Source organism: Methylomonas methanica (assembly GCF_001644035.1).
Taxonomy (GTDB): domain Bacteria; phylum Pseudomonadota; class Gammaproteobacteria; order Methylococcales; family Methylomonadaceae; genus Methylomonas; species Methylomonas methanica_A.
Window position 1 is genome coordinate 12,303 of the sequence record NZ_LUUG01000100.1, and the last position, 23,034, is coordinate 35,336.

At 51.2% G+C, this 23,034-nt stretch carries 20 protein-coding genes; 8 read left to right on the forward strand and 12 right to left on the reverse strand.

Annotated features, from left to right (window positions below; translation table 11 throughout):
- Positions 1 to 4 precede the first annotated feature (4 nt).
- Positions 5 to 622 (reverse strand): 23S rRNA (uridine(2552)-2'-O)-methyltransferase RlmE, encoded by a 618-nt coding sequence (gene rlmE / locus A1332_RS18585; protein ID WP_064009923.1) that lies wholly within the window; start codon positions 620 to 622, stop codon positions 5 to 7.
- A gap of 50 nt (positions 623 to 672) precedes the next feature.
- On the opposite strand from rlmE, the gene yhbY reads away from it, so the two are divergent.
- Positions 673 to 939 (forward strand): ribosome assembly RNA-binding protein YhbY, encoded by a 267-nt coding sequence (gene yhbY, locus A1332_RS18590; protein WP_064009924.1) that lies wholly within the window; start codon positions 673 to 675, stop codon positions 937 to 939.
- Positions 940 to 979: 40 nt separating this feature from the next.
- Here the strand turns inward: yhbY and greA are convergent, their stop codons facing one another.
- The 4 genes from greA to A1332_RS18610 all read right to left on the reverse strand — a co-directional run bounded on the left by greA (position 980) and on the right by A1332_RS18610 (position 6,541).
- Positions 980 to 1,456, reverse strand: coding sequence for a transcription elongation factor GreA (greA, locus tag A1332_RS18595; protein ID WP_020485125.1), 477 nt, complete (start codon positions 1,454 to 1,456; stop codon positions 980 to 982).
- Positions 1,457 to 1,489: 33 nt separating this feature from the next.
- Positions 1,490 to 4,705 carry a carbamoyl-phosphate synthase large subunit gene (gene carB / locus A1332_RS18600; protein ID WP_064009925.1) on the reverse strand — a complete coding sequence of 1,072 codons (3,216 nt, stop codon included), beginning with the start codon at positions 4,703 to 4,705 and terminating at the stop codon, positions 1,490 to 1,492.
- A gap of 17 nt (positions 4,706 to 4,722) precedes the next feature.
- Positions 4,723 to 5,856: a glutamine-hydrolyzing carbamoyl-phosphate synthase small subunit gene (gene carA / locus A1332_RS18605; protein WP_064009926.1), complete on the reverse strand. Its 1,134-nt coding sequence runs from the start codon at positions 5,854 to 5,856 to the stop codon at positions 4,723 to 4,725.
- A gap of 244 nt (positions 5,857 to 6,100) precedes the next feature.
- Complete coding sequence (locus A1332_RS18610) at positions 6,101 to 6,541, reverse strand: Spy/CpxP family protein refolding chaperone (RefSeq protein ID WP_064009927.1); 441 nt, start codon at positions 6,539 to 6,541, stop codon at positions 6,101 to 6,103.
- 179 nt (positions 6,542 to 6,720) lie between these two features.
- Here A1332_RS18610 and A1332_RS18615 point away from each other — a divergent pair, with 179 nt between their 5' ends.
- From A1332_RS18615 to A1332_RS18630, 4 genes are read left to right on the forward strand one after another with little or no spacing between them, the layout of a single operon-like run.
- Positions 6,721 to 7,404, forward strand: a complete 684-nt coding sequence (locus A1332_RS18615) for a response regulator transcription factor (RefSeq protein ID WP_064009928.1) — start codon at positions 6,721 to 6,723, stop codon at positions 7,402 to 7,404.
- 1 nt (position 7,405) lies between these two features.
- The gene (locus A1332_RS18620) at positions 7,406 to 8,878 is read left to right on the forward strand and encodes a sensor histidine kinase (protein ID WP_064009929.1); all 1,473 of its coding nucleotides are present in this window, start codon (positions 7,406 to 7,408) and stop codon (positions 8,876 to 8,878) included.
- A gap of 2 nt (positions 8,879 to 8,880) precedes the next feature.
- Positions 8,881 to 9,276, forward strand: coding sequence for a hypothetical protein (locus A1332_RS18625; protein WP_064009930.1), 396 nt, complete (start codon positions 8,881 to 8,883; stop codon positions 9,274 to 9,276).
- A gap of 15 nt (positions 9,277 to 9,291) precedes the next feature.
- Complete coding sequence (locus tag A1332_RS18630; protein WP_064009931.1) at positions 9,292 to 9,807, forward strand: glycine zipper family protein; 516 nt, start codon at positions 9,292 to 9,294, stop codon at positions 9,805 to 9,807.
- Between the two features lie 22 nt (positions 9,808 to 9,829).
- Here A1332_RS18630 and A1332_RS18635 read toward each other — a convergent pair whose 3' ends face one another.
- The gene (locus tag A1332_RS18635) at positions 9,830 to 12,598 is read right to left on the reverse strand and encodes an autotransporter outer membrane beta-barrel domain-containing protein (protein WP_082879775.1); all 2,769 of its coding nucleotides are present in this window, start codon (positions 12,596 to 12,598) and stop codon (positions 9,830 to 9,832) included.
- Positions 12,599 to 12,727: 129 nt separating this feature from the next.
- Positions 12,728 to 13,294 carry a c-type cytochrome gene (locus A1332_RS18640; RefSeq protein ID WP_082879776.1) on the reverse strand — a complete coding sequence of 189 codons (567 nt, stop codon included), beginning with the start codon at positions 13,292 to 13,294 and terminating at the stop codon, positions 12,728 to 12,730.
- A 135-nt stretch (positions 13,295 to 13,429) separates the two neighbouring features.
- Between A1332_RS18640 and A1332_RS18645 the strand changes: the two genes are divergently transcribed.
- Complete coding sequence (locus tag A1332_RS18645) at positions 13,430 to 15,091, forward strand: putative transporter (protein WP_064009933.1); 1,662 nt, start codon at positions 13,430 to 13,432, stop codon at positions 15,089 to 15,091.
- 70 nt (positions 15,092 to 15,161) lie between these two features.
- Positions 15,162 to 15,797 carry an alpha-ketoglutarate-dependent dioxygenase AlkB family protein gene (locus A1332_RS18650; protein WP_064009934.1) on the forward strand — a complete coding sequence of 212 codons (636 nt, stop codon included), beginning with the start codon at positions 15,162 to 15,164 and terminating at the stop codon, positions 15,795 to 15,797.
- On the opposite strand, the gene A1332_RS18655 is transcribed toward A1332_RS18650, so the two are convergent.
- The 4 genes from A1332_RS18655 to A1332_RS18670 all read right to left on the reverse strand — a co-directional run bounded on the left by A1332_RS18655 (position 15,733) and on the right by A1332_RS18670 (position 19,055).
- Complete coding sequence (locus A1332_RS18655) at positions 15,733 to 17,490, reverse strand: LTA synthase family protein (RefSeq protein WP_064009935.1); 1,758 nt, start codon at positions 17,488 to 17,490, stop codon at positions 15,733 to 15,735. The two genes, A1332_RS18650 and A1332_RS18655, sit on opposite strands and share 65 nt — an antisense overlap.
- A 31-nt stretch (positions 17,491 to 17,521) precedes the next feature.
- The gene (locus A1332_RS18660; protein ID WP_231890358.1) at positions 17,522 to 18,079 is read right to left on the reverse strand and encodes a hypothetical protein; all 558 of its coding nucleotides are present in this window, start codon (positions 18,077 to 18,079) and stop codon (positions 17,522 to 17,524) included.
- Between the two features lie 88 nt (positions 18,080 to 18,167).
- Positions 18,168 to 18,563 carry a hypothetical protein gene (locus A1332_RS18665; protein ID WP_064009937.1) on the reverse strand — a complete coding sequence of 132 codons (396 nt, stop codon included), beginning with the start codon at positions 18,561 to 18,563 and terminating at the stop codon, positions 18,168 to 18,170.
- Positions 18,564 to 18,593: 30 nt separating this feature from the next.
- A complete protein-coding gene (locus A1332_RS18670; protein WP_064009938.1) occupies positions 18,594 to 19,055 on the reverse strand; it encodes a DUF302 domain-containing protein in 462 nt (153 codons plus the stop codon).
- A gap of 17 nt (positions 19,056 to 19,072) precedes the next feature.
- Here A1332_RS18670 and mobA point away from each other — a divergent pair, with 17 nt between their 5' ends.
- Positions 19,073 to 19,678, forward strand: a complete 606-nt coding sequence (mobA, locus tag A1332_RS18675) for a molybdenum cofactor guanylyltransferase MobA (protein ID WP_064009939.1) — start codon at positions 19,073 to 19,075, stop codon at positions 19,676 to 19,678.
- Positions 19,679 to 19,697: 19 nt separating this feature from the next.
- On the opposite strand, the gene A1332_RS18680 is transcribed toward mobA, so the two are convergent.
- A complete protein-coding gene (locus A1332_RS18680; RefSeq protein ID WP_064009940.1) occupies positions 19,698 to 22,961 on the reverse strand; it encodes a chemotaxis protein CheB in 3,264 nt (1,087 codons plus the stop codon).
- Positions 22,962 to 23,034: the final 73 nt, after the last annotated feature.

The window sequence follows — 23,034 nt, forward strand, 5'->3', positions numbered from 1 at the left end:
ATATTTATTTAAAACCTTTCGCCAAAATATACACTTCGTTACTTCTGGCCCGCGAAGCTTTCGGCTTTCTAATCACCACACTACTGAACTGCTGACGCACTTGATTATAGTATTCATCAAATCCGGCGCCCTGAAACATCTTGATCAAAAACGTACCACCCTTAGCCAATATGTGTTGCGCGGCATCCAAAGCCAGTTCGCCCAGGTAAATGGCCCGTGGCTGATCCATTTCCCGGCTACCACTCATATTGGGGGCCATGTCCGACAATAACAAGTGAACCGGTTCGCCATCAAGCACTTTATAGAGTTGCTCAAGCACATCGTCTTCCCGGAAGTCGCCTTGAATAAAATCCACGCCGTCAATAGGATCGATAGCCAACAAATCCAGCGCAATCACCTTATTTTTTTTACCGACGATTTTGCTGACATATTCCGACCATCCGCCCGGTGCGGCGCCTAGGTCTACTATATTAATACCAGGTTTTATGATTTTGTCTTTTTCTTGGATTTCTATCAGTTTGAATACGGCGCGAGAGCGATAACCCATTGCCTGTGCTTTCTTGACATACTCGTCTTGGAAATGTTCCTGCATCCATTGCTGGCTACTTTTGCTGCGTGCCATATTTTCTATTCGTGTAAAATTGCTAGGTTTTTAAAGTTCAAGGAAATAGAGTGAACCCTATTCAAAAGAAAAAGCTGAAAGCTCAAGCTCACCCGCTAAATCCCGTGGTGATTATCGGCCAGGCCGGCTTGACCGACGCGGTTATCAAAGAAATTAATGTGGCGCTGGACGCTCACGAGCTCATCAAAGTCAAAATTCGTGCGGAAAGAGACGAGCGTGCCACTATTAGAGAACAAATCTGCGCCCAAACCAAGGCCGAACTGGTGCAATCCATTGGCCAAGTAGCCGTTATTTATCGTTTGAACCCAAAAAAATAAAGCCAATGGGGAGGAAGCGCCTCCCCATCAACAAAACAGCCTAGATATATTGAACCGAGAGAATCTCGTATTCGATATTGCCGCCCGGCGCCTTTACCGTCACTACATCTTCCACTTCCTTGCCGATTAATGCCCTGGCAATCGGCGACCCCACCGAAATGCGGCCTTCCTTGATATTGGCTTCATCTTCGCCGACGATCTGATACGTTACAGTCTTACCGGAATCGAGATCTTCGATTTCCACCGTCGCCCCGAACACCACTTTGCCGTTAGCCTCCGTTTTGGTAACATCGATGATATTGGCATTGGAGAGCTTACCTTCGATTTCAGCGATCCGACCCTCAGCGAAACTTTGCTGTTCGCGCGCCGCGTGGTACTCGGCATTTTCTTTTAAATCGCCGTGCGCACGCGCTTCAGAGATGGCCTGAATGATACGTGGTCTAACCACGGTTTTCAGTTCTTCCAGTTCGGCGCGCAATTTGTTGGCACCCACCACTGTTAGTGGAAATTTTTGCATTTACTGCTCCCCTCTTGAATTCAAATTCATCCGTTAAAATGTTTTATGCAAGTCTTGCAGGCAATTCACATCACCCGCATCGAGTTCACCCAAGGCATAACATGCCGCACGCGCACCCGCCATCGTCGTGTAATAGGTTACTTTGCGCTGCAAGGCTTCGCGACGCATCGTGAAAGAATCGGCCACGGCTTTAACGCCTTCGGTGGTATTGACGATTAACTGCACCTCGCCGTTTTTAATCATATCCACGGTGTTGGGCCGACCTTCGTTTACCTTGAAGATTTCCTTGCACGGAATGCCGGCTTCTTTCAAAACCCTGGCCGTACCGCGCGTAGCGACGATTTCATAGTCTTTCGCAATCAGCATTTTGGCCAATTCCGGCAACTTAGGTTTGTCGGCGTCGCGGATACTAATCAAAACTTTGCCGCTGTGGCTCAAATCTACACCCGACGCGCGCTGAGATTTAGCAAACGCTTCGCCGAACGTCTTACCGACGCCCATGACCTCACCGGTCGATTTCATTTCCGGCCCCAACAACGGATCGACGCCAGGGAACTTAATGAATGGGAACACCGCTTCTTTCACCGAGAAATACTCGGGAATACGCTCTTCGGTGATGCCCTGTTCTTTCAAGGATTTACCGACCATAACCCGCGCGGCGATTTTCGCCAGCGGATAACCGGTAGCCTTGGACACGAACGGTGCGGTGCGCGAGGCGCGCGGATTGACTTCCAGCACATAAATGGTTTCACCTTGAATCGCAAACTGAGTGTTCATCAAACCGCGCACACCCAGCGCTTCGGCCATTTTCGCCACTTGCGCACGTAATTGATCCTGCATATGCGCGGGCAAATCATAGGGCGGCAAGGAACACGCGGAGTCACCGGAATGCACGCCGGCTTGCTCGATATGCTCCATCAAGCCGCCGATCAGCACCGTCTCGCCATCGTAAATCGCATCGACGTCCATCTCGACCGCATCGTCCAGGAAACGGTCCAGCAGCACCGGCGAATCGTTGGATACGCTGACAGCTTCTTTCATGTAACGGCGCAGGCCTTCCTCGTTGAACACGATTTCCATCGCCCGGCCGCCCAACACGTAGGACGGACGCACAACCAGCGGATAACCCAGCTCACGAGCGGAATTAACCGCTTGCTCGACCGAACGCGCAGTAGCATTGGGCGGCTGCAACAGATTCAAACGCTCCAGCAATTTTTGGAAACGTTCGCGGTCTTCAGCCAAATCGATTGAGTCCGGCGAAGTACCAATAATAGGCGCACCGGCTGCTTCCAACGCGCGCGCCAGTTTCAACGGCGTTTGCCCGCCGTACTGCACGATCACGCCCTTGGGTTTTTCCAGCTCGATGATCTCCAACACGTCTTCCAGCGTCAGCGGCTCGAAATACAAACGATCCGAGGTATCGAAGTCGGTGGATACGGTCTCCGGGTTACAGTTGACCATGATGGTTTCGTAACCGTCTTCACGCAGAGCCAAGGCGGCATGCACGCAGCAATAATCAAACTCGATACCCTGGCCGATACGATTCGGACCGCCGCCGAGAATGATGATTTTTTCTTTATTGGACGGATTGGCTTCGCACTCCTGTTCGTAAGTCGAATACAGATAAGCGGTATCGGAGGCAAACTCAGCCGCGCACGAATCAATACGCTTGTAAACGGGCCGCACGCCTTTTTTGTGGCGCACGCTACGCACTTCAGATTCCTTGGTTTCCAGCAGTTTCGCAAGGCGTCTATCGGAGAAACCTTTGCGCTTCAGGCGCAATAATTCTCCCGGCTCCAGCGTTGCCAGGGTTTTGGTGGCCAAGGTTTTTTCGGTATTAATCAAATCCTCGACCTGCGCCAGGAACCATGGATCGATCTTACAGGCCTGATGAATGTCGGCAAAGCTCAAGCCGCTACGAAAAGCATCGGCCAGATACCATAAACGTTCAGGACCGGGATAGCGCAACTCCCTAAGAATAATATCCTCGCTGTTGGCATCGCTTAGATCGGCGATTTCATCCAAACCATCCACACCCACTTCCAAGCCGCGCAGAGCTTTTTGTAAAGACTCCTGAAAAGTACGGCCAATCGCCATCACTTCACCGACCGACTTCATCTGCGTCGTCAGACGGTCATTGGCTTGCGGGAATTTTTCGAAGGCAAAACGCGGCACCTTGGTAACCACATAGTCGATGGACGGCTCGAATGACGCTGGCGTAGCACCACCGGTGATCTCATTACGCAATTCATCCAGCGTGTAGCCCACCGCTAATTTGGCCGCTACCTTGGCAATCGGAAAGCCGGTGGCTTTGGAAGCCAATGCCGACGAGCGCGATACCCTAGGGTTCATTTCGATAACGATCAGCCTGCCGGTGTCGGGATTGATGGCAAACTGCACATTGGAACCGCCGGTATCGACGCCAATTTCCCGCAATACGGCCAAGGAGGCGTTACGCAGGATTTGATATTCCTTATCGGTCAGGGTTTGCGCCGGGGCCACGGTAATAGAATCACCGGTATGCACCCCCATCGGATCGAAGTTTTCGATGGAACAGATGATGATGCAGTTATCTTTCGAGTCGCGCACCACTTCCATTTCAAACTCTTTCCAGCCCAAAATCGATTCTTCGATCAACAATTCGCTGGTCGGCGACAAATACAGGCCACGCTCGCAAATCTCGATGAACTCTTCGCGGTTATAGGCAATACCGCCGCCGCTGCCGCCCATCGTGAAGGACGGACGGACTACCGTGGGGTAGCCGACTTCTTCTTGCGCGGCAAACGCTTCTTCCATGTTATGAGCGATTTTGGCTCTGGACACTTCCAGGCCGATGCGCGCCATAGCTTCATTGAACAGCGCGCGATCCTCGGCCATATTGATGGCTTCCTTGGTCGCGCCTATCATTTCCACGCCGTATTTTTCCAATACGCCGTGCTTGTCCAGCGCCAGCGCACAGTTCAGCGCGGTCTGACCGCCCATGGTCGGGAGAACGGCGTCGGGACGTTCTTTTTCGATGATTTTTTCGACGGTTTGCCAGTCGATAGGCTCGATGTATATCGCATCGGCCATGTCCGGGTCGGTCATGATCGTCGCCGGATTGGAGTTGACCAGAATTACCCGGTAACCCTCTTCACGCAAGGCTTTGCAAGCCTGGGTGCCGGAATAATCAAACTCGCAGGCCTGACCGATGACAATCGGCCCGGCGCCCAGTAATAAAATCGATTTTATGTCGGTTCTTTTTGGCATATCACTCTGTATAAAACTTAAGCGGAACGAGGCTGGTTCATCAAATCGATGAAATCGTCGAACAAGGACTCGACATCGTGCGGACCGGGGCTGGCTTCGGGGTGGCCCTGAAAGCTGAAAGCCGGCACGTCAGTGCGGGCAATACCTTGCAAACTACCGTCGAACAGCGACACATAGGTTGCCTTTAAATTGGCCGGCAAGGAATCGGCGCTGGCGGCGAAACCGTGGTTTTGACTGCTGATCATCACCCGGCCGGTCGCCAGCTCCTGCACCGGATGGTTGGCGCCGTGGTGGCCGAACTTCATTTTCTCGGTTTTCGCACCGCTGGCTAAAGCCAATAACTGATGCCCCAAACAAATGCCGAACACGGGCACTTTTTGTTCAAGAATGGTTTTGATCGCCTCAATCGCATACGTGCAAGGCTCAGGATCGCCGGGGCCGTTGGAGAGAAACACGCCGTCAGGATTCATTGCCAACACTGTTTCGGCTGGCATAGTGGCCGGCACGACCGTCACCCGGCAGCCGCGATTAGCAAGCAAACGCAGAATATTGCGTTTGACACCAAAATCGTAAGCAACCACATGTTTAGTCAGATTAGGCGCTTGAGTATGGCCTTCGCCCAGTTTCCAGACATTTTCGGTCCATTCGTAGCTGGTAGCCGTCGTCACTTCTTTAGCCAGATCCATGCCTTGCAGACCGGGAAAACCTTCGATGGCCTGTTTTGCGGCATCTAAATCGACGGATTCGCCGGCCATGATGCAGCCGCGTTGCGCGCCTTTGTCGCGTAGCAAGCGGGTTAATTTGCGAGTATCGATGTCGGCAATCGCTACCACTTTGTGCTCGCGCAGATATTCCGGCAGGGTTTTCTCGATACGCCAGCTACTCGCCAGCAAAGGCAAATCGCGTATCACCAGGCCGCTGGCAAATACTTTTGTAGATTCGTCGTCTTCAGCGTTGGTGCCGACATTGCCGATGTGCGGATAGGTCAATGTGACGATTTGCCGTGCGTATGACGGGTCGCTGAGTATTTCCTGATAGCCGGTCAATGCCGTGTTAAAAACCACTTCTCCCACGGAACAGCCGTCGGCACCGATCGAAATGCCGTGAAACACCGTCCCGTCTTCTAGTACCAGTAATGCAGGTTTGTTCAAGATTGGCCACCTTAGATGTAGAAAACGGGATAAGTCTTGCGACTCATCCCGTTCCTGATAGATAAAAACTTAAGTGATTTTACGAAATTATGGCTGTTTGGTCATTAACAATTTTCTAACTTGATGCGTTGCCGAGATTGTGCTCTTTCACAAAGACTCTGTATTTATTGCTGATTTCGCCTTAACCAGGCTGCCCGGATACCAGCAACCACTGCACCGGACTATGTAAGGACAACAGGTTCATTCAATGTTCGAATTTGCCGATTTCGGCTTTCAGTTTTTGTTGTTGTTCGGCCGTTAACAACATAAATACTTCATGATCGAGCTTTGATTTCTCCAAGGCCATCTGCTGATGCATCACAGTAGATTTCTCAAGCAAGGCTTTGGTCTTTTCCTCATCGTAATCTGCGGAAAAGCTCAAAGCGTGCAATTCGGCTCTCAATGCATGCTCTTCTTTAAACCGGGCGTGCCCGTCGCCGAATCGGGTTTTCATTAAATTCTTGATATCGGCTTCCTGCTTCTCGCTGAGATCAAGTTTTTTCAAATACCGCGGCAAATGTTGCTCACCGTCCGCTTCGCCGAACATATGCATCGGCGGTTTGCCGCCGCCGTGGTGTTCGCCATGCGGTGGCTGAGCCATCGCGGTTAAGGGTAACAAGCCGAGTAACAATACTAATTTTTTCATAAAAAATACCTCAAAAATAATGATGAACCTAAGGACAAAACCAGTTCGATTTCGTCGTAGTCAGTATTTCAAATCAGAGGTTAAGTGCTGTTAGTGCCGTGTAAAATCAGGTAAACCCAGCTGGTTGTCGGCGGTAGCCAGGGCTATGATGATGACCACACAGCCAACGAGCGACAACCATGCACAAAGTGTTAATTATCGATGACGACGTGGAACTGGCCGGTCTATTCCAGGAATATCTGGCGCAGGACGGTTTTGCGGTGGACGTCAGCCATACCGGCACATCCGGACTGCAATATGCCCTGTCCGGCGACTATCAACTGGTGATTTTGGATATCATGCTGCCGGACATCAAAGGCACCGAGATATTGGCGCGCATTCGGCTGGAAAGCCGGGTTCCGGTACTGATGTTTACCGCCAAGGGCGACGAGGTAGACCGGATTATCGGTTTGGAATCCGGCGCCGACGACTACGTCCCCAAGCCCTGCACGCCCCGGGAGCTTGTGGCGAGAATCCGCGCAATTTTGCGGCGAACCCACCCTGCCGCCAATGTATTGCCAGGACCGTTTGTGACCGGCCCATTGAAACTGTGGCCGGAAAAGCGCAAAGCCGCGTGGTTTGAACAAGACCTGGATCTAACCAGTACCGAGTTCAATTTGCTGGAAACCTTGGCCAGTCAGGTCGGCCGGGTGGTCAGCAAAAACGAACTCTCCGAAAAAGCCCTGGGGCGGCCACTGGCACGTTTCGACCGCAGCATTGATGTGCATATGAGCAGCATCCGCCAAAAACTCGGCAATCAGCCGGATGGCCGCTCTTATATCCAGACCGTGCGCGGCCAGGGCTACCAGCTGATTAAGGAATAAGATGGGCCGACTGTTTTGGAAGTTTTTCTTCGCGTTCTGGTTGGCATTATTAACAGCAGGCATCGGCGTGGGTACCGCCGTTTGGCTCAGACACACCGCGCAGCAAAACCAAACGGCCAAGCAGGCCGATGTTGTCGATATCAGACGCGCCTCGCTGGTCAAGCTGGCCGCCAGCACGTTGCCGCATGGCGGCGTCAAGGGCTTGCACGACTTTATTCAGACCTTGCAAAACACCCGTTTCCCACCGATATACGCGGTAGACGATACAGACCGGGAATTGTTGGGCAGGCCGTTAGCGGCAGAGGTATTGCAACAGGCCAGAGCCTTAAACCGAAAAAATGCCTACCCGGATGCCATCCAAATGGTTGCGGCCGACGACGGCCATCGTTATCTGCTTTTCGTACCCTTGCCCGAGCACGGTTTTGGCGACTTATTCAGGCCCTCATTTCCGGGCGGCAGCGCTGGACTGCCGCCAATGGGCTTTGACGGCCCTATCCCCGGAGACCGGCCCCCACCGCCTCCCGATGACCGCATTCGCCGCCCGCGTAACGAACCGCCCTCGCCGATTTTACCGATAGTCTCCGGGGGCGTGGCCAGTCTGCTGTTCAGCGGACTCTTGGCCTGGTATTTCGCCACACCAATCCGCAGCTTACGCGATGCTTTCAACGCCGTCGCCCAAGGCCGACTGAATACCCGTATCGGTAAGGCAATGGGTAGACGTGGCGACGAATTGGCGGACCTAGGTCGCGACTTTGACCACATGGCCCAGAAGATCTGCTCGCTCATTAATGCCCAGCAACATTTGCTGCACGATGTGTCCCACGAACTTCGCTCGCCGTTGGCGCGTATCCAGGCGGCTATCGGTCTAGCCCAACAACAACCGGAAAAATTGCCGGCCATGCTGGAACGTATCGAACGGGAATCGCAACGTATCAGCGACCTAGTCGGCGAACTATTGATGCTATCGAAGTTGGAAGCGGGCGTGGCGCCGGGAAAAATCGACCGAATCAATCTCGCTGATCTGTTGGCCGACATTGTCGCCGACGTGCGTTTCGAGGCAGAACCAAAACGTGTCGAACTGAGCTATCACGGCAACATCGATGCGGTAGTCGAATGCCAAAGCGAACTATTGCATCGCGCTATCGAAAACGTGCTGCGTAATGCCGTGCAACATTGCAAAACCGCCGGCACGGTATTAATTGCCGCCGATTTCGGTAGCGATAATCGTCGCTTAAGAATTCGGGTGGACGATGACGGCCCTGGGGTAGCGGATCAGGATTTGACGGCAATTTTTCAGCCGTTTTTCCGCAGCGGTCAACCGCAAAAACCGCACAGCACCGGCCTTGGGCTCACCATCGCGCATCGAGCCGTTGAGGCGCATGGCGGCAGCATCAGCGCCAGCAATCGGCCGCAAGGCGGTTTAAGTGTGCTGATTGAGATCCCGTTTCCAACGCCGCAAGCAAACGAGAGGTAAGTATGTTTAAACTCAAAAAGTGGATTACGGCCCCGCTGATAGCTTTACTGTCGGCATGGGCACTAAGCGCGAACGCTGACCCGTTTCACCATCACGGCGGTCGACATTTTGGCGGACATTTCCGTCCGGGTTTTAGCTTCTACTTTGGGGCTCCACTTTATCCCAGACCGTTTTACCCGGCTTATCCATACTACCCGGCATATCCGTATTACCCGCGGGAAATTATCACCGTACCGGTGCAACCCCCGGTCTATATCGAGCGCGAGCGCAGTCAACCCCAGAACAGTCCCTTAGCCGAAGGCTATTGGTATTACTGTAACGATCCGGCCGGCTACTATCCTTACGTAAAAGAGTGTGTAAATGGCTGGCAACAAGTCGAGCCCACGCCGCAGAATTAGCAGGAGACCGCAAACATGAACACTAAAAACCAAATGGCGGGAATCTGCGCAGCGCTGGCCTTGAGCGGCTGCGCCCATATGCCCTCCGGCCCCAGCGTGATGGCGCTACCAGGCACCGGTCTGTCGTTTGAGCAATTCCGCCAGGACGATTATCAATGCCAGCAATACGCGGCCGGACAAGTCGGTGCCACGCCAAATCAGGCCAGCGCCGATAGCCAAATAGGCAGTGCGGCGGTCGGCACCGCAGTCGGTGCAGCTGCCGGTGCCGCGCTAGGCGGGGGCGGCGGAGCGGCTATCGGCGCGGGCACGGGTTTGGTAGCCGGGACTATCGTCGGCAGCGGCGAATCAAGACGCTCCGGCTATGCCACTCAACAAGGTTACGACAACGCCTATGTGCAATGTATGTATGCCAAGGGCCACCGAGTACCCGTATCCGGGCAGTTTTCTTACCAGTCGCCGGCACCCAAAACCTCACAACCCAGTATTCCGCCGCCACCACCCGGCTTGCCACCGCCACCACCGTATCAGTAACAATCAGGAAGGGCTTGCGGAACTAGAAAGTCATCCGCAAGCCCGCTTCCACGATATGGTCGGAAATATTGGCTTGGCCTAAGCGGGTTTCGTAACGCACGAACCCGGAGCCGCCATTAGCTAAAGTAGCGCTGACCGAACCGCCGAGGTTGAGATAATCGCGGTCGGGCTCACCGGTCTGAATCGTAAAATTGCCCTGCCCCGACTCGGCCTGAGCCAAACGCATATGGATCAGCCGGTTGTCGTTAAGGTATTGATGCTCCCATTCCACGCGCGCCGCCGGCGTGATCACGCCCCACGGCGTGCTGAGCGCATAACTGATTTGGGTACCGAGATTGCTGACGAAGGAATGATTGATTTGCTCGCCGGTGATGATGTCGAAGCCGTTGCCGCTTTGCTCCTGATATTGGGCGATGTTCATGCCTAAATACTCCAAACGCAGATAAGGCCCGACGGCCCATTCGTCCCAATTGAAGTCTTTGCCGCCGCTTAATGCAAAACCGTATTGATTGCCGGTGGTTTTAGATGTGGATTGGCCGGCGAATCCGGAATAAGCATATTGGCGATTGAAGGCATAGTCATTGCCGCCATAATTTCCCACCCAATCCAGATAAATATCCTCGGGCAGATAATAGCTACCGTAAATCGCACCCAGATAGGTGTCGCTACTCATATTACCGGCTGAATCGGCGTACTGCGTGGAAGCGTGCGTGTAGTTAAACGCCGCGCCAACGACCAATTTATCGCTAAGCCGATAATCAGCACCGCCCGTCACGGTGCGCGCTTGCGAATCAAACCCGCGATCCCAGGCGTCACCTTGCAGAGTGGCAAAATTAAACCGGGTTTGTAAAAACAGGCCCAACGGCGAATCGCGGAACAACTCGTCATCGCCGGCTGCGCCGCCTAGCCCCTGAGAGCCCGAGGTGTTGGCGGATAATTGGATACCGTTAAAATTAACCGACAAAGGCGCACTGCCGCCGCCAGCGCGTAAGCTCGCCAATCGGGTGAGCGGACCATCCATGCGCGTCGCGCCCAATTTCACCGGCCCGGCCATCTGGCTCGGCACTTGATCGGGAGTCAATGCCGCAACGGCACTGGTTTGCTGCTCAGGACTGAGCGCCTGTAGTTGCAGGCACCGGGTAGCCAAAATACCGCTTGGAGTAGCGCAAGCTTCGTTTAGGGCAGGCGCAAAGGTCTGTTGATTGAAGGTTAACTCCGGCGCCGTAGTAGTCTCTGCGGCAAAAGGCTGCAAGCTCCAGGGCGCCAATTGGCCTCGACCGCCACCGAAACTGCGTATCGCCCCCAGCAGATACTGATTTTCCGGCAAAGTCGGATCGATGTAGATATTGTAATCGCTGCTGATGCTGCTTAATTGGCTCACACCATCCGTCAACACCAGTCGACTGGCATATAGCGCGGCACCGGGCGTGCTATTACCATCGACTAACTGCAAGCCGTTGCCGCTCGCCACCGTCACCGAACCCCAAGCAAAGTTATTCACTGAACCGGCCGTGGTCTGGCCTTGATCGCTGCCCATCAAACTCATCGTATGTTGTGTCGCGCTGGGGCCGCTGAAAACCAGATCGGCATTCGCGGTATTCCACAGCGTATTTTGGGTACTGGCATTATTGAAGTCGCCGGTCACGATGAAAACATCGCCGGCACCGCCCACCAAATAGCCGCTGGAACCTATGGAAAGATTATTGAATTGATTGGTCGATGGATCACTCTCATAGCGGCCGTTATTCGTGAAATTGCCGGTAAACGCCACCGACGTATTTACAGTTCTGAAAACACCGTCGTTACTGACATTGCCGTCAAACCGATGCGGATTGGTACCGGAGATATCGACGCGTCCTTGTGCGCTATTGTAGAAATCGCCGGCGCCGGTAATGAGTCCGGTTTGCGCCAGATTGAATTGGCCGGTATTGCTGATGATCCCGGTATTGTTCAGCACGCCGTGATTGTTAAAAGTACCTTGGTTACTCAGTTGTCCGGCATTGCCGAAACTGCCCTGATTAACCAATTCGCCGACGTTTGTCAGCGTATTGCCGATTACATTGTTGATGCTGCCGCTATTGACCATCTGTCCAGCATTCTCAAGTACGCCTTGATTGTTGATGGCACCAAAGTTGGAGAAAACCCCTGAGCTATGACTGAGCGTAGCGCTGTTATTGATTAATGTGCCGTGGTTGCTGAAATTGCCGCCGGTGCTGTAATAGTAACCCGGCAACGTGCTGAAGCTGTCGCTGGAGGCAATGGGACTTAGCGCTAAGGGTGTAACACTGACCTGGAATGGCGCGAAACCGGGAATGCCATTCTGATCGTTCCCAAACCCGCCAGCGACGTTTGGCTGGTAAACAAAATCCAACGTTGACCCGAGGCCAATAAAATACGTACCCGGCGTTTTGGGTGCAGTGAGTTGGCTGGAGAACGATCCGCTTTGGCTACCAAAACCGGGATAGATTACTCCCGAGAAAAAGCCGGCGGAACCGGCTTGAGCCGGGGCAATCCACGCAGTATAAAGCTGGATGACGCAACCTGGACAATAACTGGTATCGCCTTCCTGGATGCTGTAACTACCAGCCAAATTGACGCTGGAACCCGAACCTACTGTTGCCGAATTACCGGCAAAACTGCCGCTGCTCACGCCGGCAAAGGACGGTTGAGTAATGGTGATGTTGCGCCCAATCACCGACCACGTTACGTCGGACGACAACGAATCTGCTAGCGAAGACTCCGAGGCGCAAGCCAGCAAAAACCCAATCCGCATTGGACCATTTAATTTCATCACACTGTTAATTTGCTACGCGCTTGGATTGTGGGATTCGGACAAATCTGCGCATTAGATTAGCCGAAACATTCAACAAAGCAACCGCATCGCTCCGGTACTCTAAACGATGCGGAACATGACAATAATCTACAAAGACCCCAAATAAGCCGCCACAGCCTTGATGTCGTCATCGCTGAGCGATTGTGCCAGCGCATTCATTTGCGGGGCCTTACGCGCGCCTTTTTTGAAATCGGTCAGTTGTTTGGCTAAATATTGCGGGTGCTGACCGGCCAGTTTCGGCACCATGCCCATGCCCTGCGCATTATTGCCGTGGCAACCCAGACACATTGCTGCTTTGTCTTTGCCCAGCTTGACCAAATTGGCATCGCTGCTGCCGGCCGATTTGCCGTGCAAACTGGCGTAATACGCGGAAATATTTTGAATGTCGGTGTCGTTCAAGCCTGAAGCAAGCGGTTTCATTACCTGATTTTCGCGTTGCCCGTTGCGGAATTTATTCAGCTGGCTCTCGATATACACCGCGCTTTGCCCTGCCAGACTGGGCCATAAGGGGCTGCTGCTGACGCCGGCCACACCGTGACAACCTTGACACGCGGCGGCTTTGGCTTTGCCTGCCTCGATATCCGCCGCGTTGGCGCCGGCGGCGAACAGCCCCAGCATGACGATATATTTCATTTTATGATATTTATTATTCATCGAGATCACCCTTGTTTGGCTTGTTGTACAATCCTGACGACATAATGCGCTATCAGGCTTCTGCATCATAGTCAGGCAGCATTGACTAAGCAAACCTAAAATCCCTCCAACCCACTCGAACCAAAGGAATAGGCCATGTCGTGGTTGCTATCGCTTTTTAATCAAGATTCCGTTCCACACACATTACTAATTATTAGTTTGGTAGTCGCCAGCGGCCTGGTTTTGGGCAGAGTATCGCTGGCCGGCATTCAACTGGGTATCGCCGGCGTATTGTTTTCCGGATTGCTGTTCGGACATTTCCAGCTGACGATCAATCCGGAAGTCATGCATTTTTTGCGCGAATTCGGCTTGGTACTGTTCGTTTACGCGATTGGTTTACAGGTCGGTCCCAGCTTCGTCAGTTCGTTCTTCCGTTACGGATTGCGTCTGAATGGCATGGCCGCCGCGATTGTGCTTTTAGGTGCATTGATCACAGTATTGATCAGCATTTTCGGCGCTATCCCCATGCCCGTAGCGGTGGGCCTATTTTCCGGTGCCACTACCAATACCCCGTCGCTGGCCGCCGCCCAACAAGTATTGAGCGGGATTGCCGGCATCGATAGCGAAACATTGAAAATGCCGGGCCTGGGGTATGCAGTGGCTTACCCATTCGGTATCGCCGGCATCATTCTGGCCATGCTGTTGAACAAACGCTTGTTTAAAGTCGATATAGCCGACGAAGCCAAAAACTTTGCCGACCAACAACAGCAAGACACCCATGTGCCGATATGGAAAGATTTGCGAGTGGAAAACCCTAATCTGAACGGTTTGACGCTGCGGCAAATTCCGTTTTTCGAAGGCATGAACGTGGTGATGACGCGGATTCTGCACAACGGCGCAGTAGATGTGGCCGGTCAGGAAAGCCGCCTGGCGATTGGCGATACCATCCGTCTGGTCGGCGAACGCGAACCCTTGGAACAGCTGAAAATTCTGATCGGTCCGGAATCGGATATCGATCTGAAACAAATTGCCACTAATTTGCAAAGCCGACGACTGGTAGTCACCAATAAATCAGCGATCAATCAAACCGTCGGCAATCTGTGCATGCTTTACGGCGTGACCATTTCCCGGATTCATCGTCCCGATGTTGAGTTCTCCCCCACCAGCAACGTGCATGTGCATTTCGGCGATGAATTGAATGTCGTCGGCAGCGAGGAAGCGCTGAACAGTATCGAAAAAGCCCTGGGTAACTCGCTCGAAGAACTGGCTCACCCGCAAATCATGCCAATCTTTATCGGCATTTCGCTGGGGGTGTTATTAGGCAGTGTGCCGATGTATTTGCCCGGTATTCCCTCGGCGGTCAAACTGGGCATGGCCGGCGGGCCGCTACTGGTAGCCATTATGCTGAGCAGAGTGGGCAATTGGGGCACGATGACCTGGCATCTGCCGAAAAGCTCCAACATCATTTTAAAAGACATCGGCATTGTGCTGTTCCTGGCCTGCGTCGGTTTGCATTCCGGCGATCAATTCGTCGAGACGCTGGTGAAAGGCGACGGTTTTTACTGGATGGCCTGCGCGGCGATGATAACATTGCTGCCCCTACTGATCATCGCCGCCGTTGGCAGGATAGTCTATAAACTCAACTTCCTGACGCTTTGCGGCCTACTGGCCGGCAGCATGACTGATCCGCCGGCTTTGGCGTTTGCCAATAATCTTAGCCCGTCCGCGGCTGTGTCGATGGCTTATGCGACCGTGTACCCCTTGGTCATGATTTTACGGATCATTGCCGCGCAGTTGATTATTTTGTTGGTAAATTAAAACCGACTCATTTGTCTGATGGACTGGTTCAGCAGCTAAAATCGCCGAGCCAGCCCAAACTCCTGCTGCGATGACATCGACCTTAATCGTCAACTACCAGAATCTGGCTCCCCGCGATGGAGAGCTGTATTTGCTGCAAGCTTTCTACCCACAAACCATCGCAGACAATTACTTTAACAACCTCCTGCATAACCTGGCCTGGCAAACCGAGCAAATTCATATCTTCGGGCGCTGGGTGCCGGTGCCGCGCTTGATGGCCTGGTACGGCGACCCAGGCGCCGACTACCGTTATTCCGGGATCGATCACCAACCATTGCCCTGGACCCGCGAACTGCAAACCCTACGCACCGACGTCGAAACCGTTTGCCGACAAGCGTTCAATAGTGTTTTAGCCAATTTATATCGCGACGGCCACGATTCGATGGGTTGTCATGCCGACAATGAAAAAGAGTTAGGCCAGAATCCGCAGATAGCATCGCTGAGTTTCGGCGAAACGCGCTTGCTGCGCTTTCGCCATGCCCACAGCCGCACGACGCTGGATATTGAGCTGAGTCACGGCGACTTGTTGATCATGGCCGGCGAGTTGCAACACCACTGGCGCCACGAACTGCCCAAAACTCGCCTAGCCAAGCAAGCGCGTATCAATCTGACTTTTCGGCGGATTGTGTCAACGCCCACTTCGCCCGCGCTATCCGCAGCGCGTTAATCTTATCGACCAACAGCTGTCTGACAATCTGCTCCGCCGGTAGTTTGCTGGTTACCCTGGTCTTATCGCCATCCAGCTTCACCAGAAACTCTTCGTTCTCGCCAAAAATACTAACCATATCCCGATTGTCGCCGCGCCGATGAATAATATATTTGGGCGAGGTTTTCGCTTCGCCGAACAATACCCCGTTCCAATCCGAATAACATTGCTTGCCGGCGACCAAGCCGTGCAAACTGTTAAACACATCGATTTGTTGATATTGATTAGTTTCCACGCTCGCCGGCCGGTCGCCATCGGCAATCACTAAGGGCACTTTTGCCGAAGCTTTGTACTGACCGTATAACTCGACTTCTGCTTTTCTTAAAGGCGTCATCGAATGATGGTCGCCGACGATAATCAAGATACCCTTATTAAAAAAGCCGTTATTTTGTAGTTCTCGATAAAACCAGCCTAGTTGTTTATCGGTATATGTAATTGCCGCCGATTCGGATTTTTCTTTAGTCTCCGGATTAATATAGGGATGATGACTGCTAACGGTTTTAATAAACAGTAAAAAATTATTTTTTTTATTTTTTTCGACCCTAGCCAAAGCTCTTAAATATAGCGCCTCATCCGGCGCGGCCTCAAAATGAAACCGTTCCCACTTATCGTATTCCGGTTGATCATGACCTTCGACATAATCAAAGCCTATACTTTTCGCCCAGACTCCGGTGTTACCGAACTCCAAATCGGCAGTGGTTAAAAACTCGGCTTTATAACCGTGCTTTTTAAGGATATTGGGCAGGGAGTCTTTTATATTATAAAAACTATAAAATGACGTACCTCCATCGTCGGTATAACTGGATGGCGGATAGAGCGGCTGCAAGCCAGTCAGTAGCGCGACTTCGCCGTCTTCGGTGATAAAACCGTTGGCGTAAAAATCCTTGAAGGCCTGATATTGGCGGGCAATTGCATCCAGATTGGGCGTCCAATCGTGGATACCGGAGAAATACCGGCTTTGATAAGCGGACAGCGATTCCACCATCAGAATAATAATATTCTTGGTTTGAGCCGGTTGCGTTTGGCAGTTTATATGTTCATGAAAACTAAACGCATCGACATAAGCAGTGCTATACGGCGCAGCCTCCGACAATATGGTTAAATTATAATCAATGACATTTTTATAGATCCAGGCATGGGCGTATTTTTCATTATCGGCAAACGCGGCCGCCAACGGCAGGCCGAGAATCAAGAAGATTGGCCACTTTTTGACATAAGGATTTACGGATTTAAACCTTACCCACGAAAAATATAAAAGCAAAACCAAGATTAATACGGTAAGCGCAAGCACACCAAAATCGCTTAAACCGTAAATTTGCTGAATATATTTGTACGAATAATCCGCATATTTTATAGCGTCGCCCAAAGCCAGATGGGTATTGAAATTAACGATAATGGCATAATCGATAATATAAACTGCAAACAACAGCAAAGCCGCCAAGCGTAATAATGCCGCCAACCAACGCATCATAGTCGGCAGCAGCGATAAATACAGCAATATTAAAATACCGCCATAAATCACGGCATCGTTAAATAAAACCTGAGTAAATCCCAGCAAACGGGTACCGGTATAGTGATAAATAAAATTATCGACATACCAGCCTTTCAGCAGCAACGGCGCCACAAAAATAAGCAACCAAACAATCTTTTTCATGCTTGGGAAACCGCTGACAATGGCGTTGGGATTAATCGCGCGTCAACTTCAGGAAATGAAAAATATCGACTTCAATCACGCCGAATGCAGCGATCCACAGCAGCGCATCGTAAGCATCCAGCCATGCTGACTGCATCAGCCAAGCCACAACCATACCGATTAAACCCACAAACACGGCCACAGTCATCAACCAAAACACCTGCCGATGCCGTACTACCAAAGACCGCCAGCGCACTTCCAATTCGAGTAATACAATCAACGCAAACCAGAGCAGAGAGTTAACCACATCCAGCCATTCGTTATCGCGGACGTAGCTGCCGAACACCAAGGCAATCACCACAATCAACACGTTCCGCACCGCGTGCAAGGTCGTCTCGTTAAACGGCGCGGCCTTGACGGTTTCCAGCTCGAACATCACCAACAATATCACCCACACCAGCGCATCAACCGCAGTGGTCATCGTATCGACCGCTGCATAAATGCCGATATTCAGCGTCAACAAAGCCAGTATAGCCAGCTTAAATTTGGGGTAGGAAAGAAAAAACTGGGCGTTGGGCATAACGGTAAGATTAAGTGAGTCCGACAGCAACCGCCAAACTGCTCATATAGCGACAATTTGACGGTAAAGACATGAACCATGATGACAACCCGGCCGGCGCCATCATGGTCAACAGGGATTATTTAACGAAACAGGCTTTCTCGGCTTCGGCGTCAGCATCTTTCAACTTGGTGCGCAAATCCTTGGATTGTTTAGGATCGCGAAACGCCGCACCGGCTTCGCCAGGGGTTTTTTGCATCTGGGTAAAGGTTTTGGCCGATTCGTATTCTTCGAAACTGAGTTTTTCGGCGATTTTATCGATTTTGCAGCCGCAGGCGTATTGGCTGATATAGGTTAGTCCGCCGTGCTTGGCAACGCATTCCAATACATAATCGACGCGGTCACGGGTAGGATAATCATTGACCAATACCGCCGGCTCGCTTGCGGCGGCTTCGGGTTTAGAGTTTTCTTGGGTAGTGGAGCAGCCGCTTAGCAGCGTTAAAACAGCGAGAGTAGCGAAGAATGATTTTTTCATGATGCTCGGTTTTTATCGTTGTAGGGATATTTATTGTTCGGCGGCGAAGTCGACAATCTGTCGCAGTTGCGGGTTCATTTCCTTGGCGAATTTATTCAGGGCCGGATTGCCGGTATCTTCAGGCAGCAGATGCGTTCTGACGATGGTTTTACCGTCGAATTGATAGGTCACCACATTGCAGGGCATATAGCCTATAGCATGCGGGGTGATTTCCAGCACCACCTTCGCCAACGTCAGATTGCAAAACTGTACCGTATCGTATTCCGGAAAATTCGTGGCTCCTCTGTCGCGAATCACCTTCCCCACCCGGCTATGGCCGGTGATGCGAAAGTTGTGTTCGGCAATCGCTACTTCCAGTTCCGCCAATACTTCGTCGTACGGTTTGCTGGTCTCAACTTGATAATACGTCACTTCTTCGGTATGCAGCAGAGACTGCGCGGCACAACTTGCAATCAACGGCAGGCTTGCGAAAATGACGGCTCTTTTAAACATCGAGAAAGCTTACCATCATGAGCGGGCAAAACAAAGTTAGCGGCGTGGTGCTGGCCGGCGGCATGGCCCGGCGCATGCAGGAGCAAGACAAGGGCTTGATGTTGTGCAATAACCGGCCCTTGATTAGCTATGCGCTGGCCGCCATGGCGCCGCTGGTCGATGATTTGTTGATCAGCGCCAATCGCCATCAAGACCGCTATCGGCAATTCCATTACCCGGTCATCAGCGATGCCGAACCAATCTTCGACGGCCCGCTGGCCGGAATTTTGGCGGCGATGCAAACCGCACAACACAGGATATTACTGGTAGCGCCCTGCGACTCGCCGCTGGTTGCAAGCATTCATCTGCAACGCTTAGTCGACGCATTAATAAGCCAGGACGCGGACATCGCCGTGGCGTTTGACGGCGAGCGCCTACACCCGGTTTTTGCCGCGCTGAAAACCCGCTTGCAAACTGACTTACAGGATTACCTACGTAGTGGCGAACGCAAGTTGCAAACCTGGTTTCATCGGCATTCGTTGCTCCAAGTCGACTACAGCGACTCGCCGCACATCTTCGTCAACATAAATACGCCGGCGGAATTGCTTACTGTGGAGCAATCGTTAGCCGAAATCTTGCCTTGATCGCAAGTTGATATAGTGCTCAGTGCACCGCTTTTTCACTGCTGACGATTAGCAACGCTTCTCCCGAACGATTACCCAATACCGTCGCATGCATGCGTACCGGGATGATTTTCTGATCTTTGGTAACACGTTTGGTTTTGATACTTTTCACGCCGCCACCGACTATCAATTCCTGAACCAGTTGCTGAGTAATGGCCCGTTCATCATCCGAAACAATCTCTGTAAAGGTCATACTGGCGGCATCCAAGCTATCCCAACCGTATAAGGTTTCGGCGCCCTTATTCCAAGCTGTAATTTTACCGGACACCTCAAACAGGATGATCGCTTCATCGGTGTCCATCACTATCGTCGCCAGTTTTTGCAAACAATTTAAACATTCCTGTTTTTCGACTTGATGCTGGTGAACGTAGTCGCGCTCAGTCAAAGCGATTAACTCTCTAGCCGAGTTCTCCGCTTGGAACATGCAGGCCGAGGCCGACACGTGCACCACCTTTCCGGATTTGGTGAGCCGTCTGGCCTGAAAAGACGGCAAGGTGTTACCCACTTTCAGGTTGTTCAGACCCTGCTTGGCAAAATGTTTTTCCTCTTCCGGAATTAGATTGTAAAAATTCATCCCCAGCGCATCATGCGCCGACCAGCCATAGAGTTTCTCGGCAGCACGATTCCAAGTCACAATGGTACCGTCCGGTTCGAGCAAGGTAATCGCATCATTGGAAAACTGTACAAACTTGGCCAGCCTGAGCGTTTCTTGCTCCTCACGCTTATGCAATTCCAGTTGCGCACTTTTCAGCTGATTGATGTCCACAAATGTCAGAATGACACCGGCGTTGACTTTGGCGGAAACCACATAAGGAATCACCCGCAATAAATACCAGGTACCATTTTCCAGCTGAATTTCCTGATCAAAACAGTTGTGCCTATCATTGACACTTTTAACCACTGCAATCACATCGAGATTTTTAATGGTATGGGTTAGATGGTAAAACGGCCGCCCGAGATCGGTTTCCAAGATATGGAATATAGACTGTAGTTTGGGAGTAAAACGCCTAATATCCAGATTCTCGTCTAAAAACAAGGTAGCGATATTCGTACTATTGAATAAGTTATCCAGATCGTTATTCAATAAGGTCAGTTCGACTATCTTGCCCTGGTGTTCGGCATTGACGGTGTAAAGCTCTTCGTTAACCGATTGCAACTCCTCGTTGGTGCTCTGTAATTCTTCGTTACTCGCCAACAATTCTTCGTTGGTCGCCTGGAGCTCCTCGTTGGAGGTTTCCAATTCTTCCACAGTTGCTTGCAGGTTTTCGCGGGTAAACTGTAATTCTTGCTCCAGATCGATGATGCGTTGTTTGGCATCTAAATTGACATCGTAGACCAAGGTTTCCGTCTCGCTGAAACAAGAAGGATCGACCGTCTCCGTGATCATCGCCGCCACTAAGATTTCTTGGCCCTTCTTACCCGGCAGGGGTTTAAATTGCAGCCTAAACGTCCGCAAACTGTCCTGCTCTCTGACCCGAATATTGGACAACACAATTTCGTTATTAGCTTTTAAGGCTTTTTGAATACCTGTGGAAATAGGTATGGATAAATCTTTTTTAACAATTTTACTGACATTGCTCACCAGTTTGCCGCTGGGATAACTCAAATAATCCTTGGAATCGCCGAAAATATGGGATATTTCCATATTCTCATTGATTATCATCGTAAACGGCAATACATCGTTGGATATTGCCCTAATGAACCGATCCAATACCCTTTCTTCCTGACCACTAAGCGCATTCGATGAGCGCACAGAGCTTGGATACGGCGAGTAAGTCATTAAAGCACTGGGGGACGCGGTAAACCCCAGTGATTTATACTTTCCTTTGGAGCGATATAGTTTTGATTTGGCGCTAGCCACATCAAAAAACTCACCCATATCGCCTATCGTTTCACTGGTACCCAAAACCAGCAAACCCTCCTTTACGAGAGAAAAGTTGAATAACTCCAATATTTTTTTCTGCAATACCGGCTGCAAGTAAATCAACACATTCCTACAGCTTAGTATATGAATATTGGTAAAAGGCGGATCTTTAATCAGGTTATGCTGGGCAAACACCACCATTTCCCGAATTTTTTGACTAACCTGGAAATAATCTTCCCTGCGAATAAAATATTTTGACAAGAGCTTGGGTGGAATATCCGCAATAATACTTTCAGGATATTTACCATTACTGGCTTTCTCGATGGCCGTTAGATCAACATCGGTTGCAAAAATCTTCACGCGAAAATAATGTCCGGAATACTCCCGGTATTCCGACAACAACATGGCCAAGGAATAGGCTTCCTCGCCGGTCGAACACGCAGTCACCCAAACTCGTAATTCATCTTCTTGTAATAACTTGACGACTTTTTTCAGCCAATGCTCACGAATCTCGTCAAACACATGCTCGTCACGGAAAAAACTGGTGACACCTATCAACAACTCCTGAAATAAAACCAAAACTTCGTGAGGATTTGTTTGCAATAAGTTTAAATACTCGGATATATCTTTTAAATGATTGATGGAGATGCGCCGCTCAATGCGTCTGACCACCGTATTGGGTTTATAAAAGGTAAAATCGATTTTGCACTTTTCCCTAAGAATCGAAAAAATCCGCGTGATGTCGCTATCGTCGGACGAGACGATATTCTTTTCCTGTAAGGTGGCATAAGGATGCTTAACAAAAGCCAGCAACTGATCGGGCATCTTCTCCGGCGGCAAACTAAAATCCGCCAAACCCGTAGCAAAAGCATTCTTGGGCATGCCGTCGAATTTGGCGGAGTTTTCATCCTGCACCATCACCATGCCGCCAAATTCCTTGATGGAGCGAATACCACGCGTGCCATCACTGCCGGTACCCGACAATATAATGCCTACCGCCAGTTCTCTGGCGTCCTCGCTCAAGGAACGCAAAAATATATCGATCGGCAGATTGATGCCTTTGCTGGGATCTTGCTCGGCCAGCAACAACTGATTATGAAACACCGTGACGTTTTTTCGGGGCGGAATCAAATAGACAGTGTCTCGCTCGATTTTCATGCCGTCTTCAATACGCTTTACCGGCATGGCGGTGTGTTTGGATAATAGCTCCGCCATCAAACTTTTATACTGTGGCGACAAATGCTGAATCACCACAAACGACAAGCCGCTGTTGGCAGGCATATTCTTAAAAAATGCCTCAATCGCTTCCAAGCCTCCGGCCGAAGCGCCGATCCCGACAACATACTGCGGCGGCACTTTTACAGTGTTTTCATTATCCATAAAACCATGTCATTTAATATCAATCGTTTAAATTAATAAAGCCTGTGGACAACTTTACCTGCAACGCTGTAAC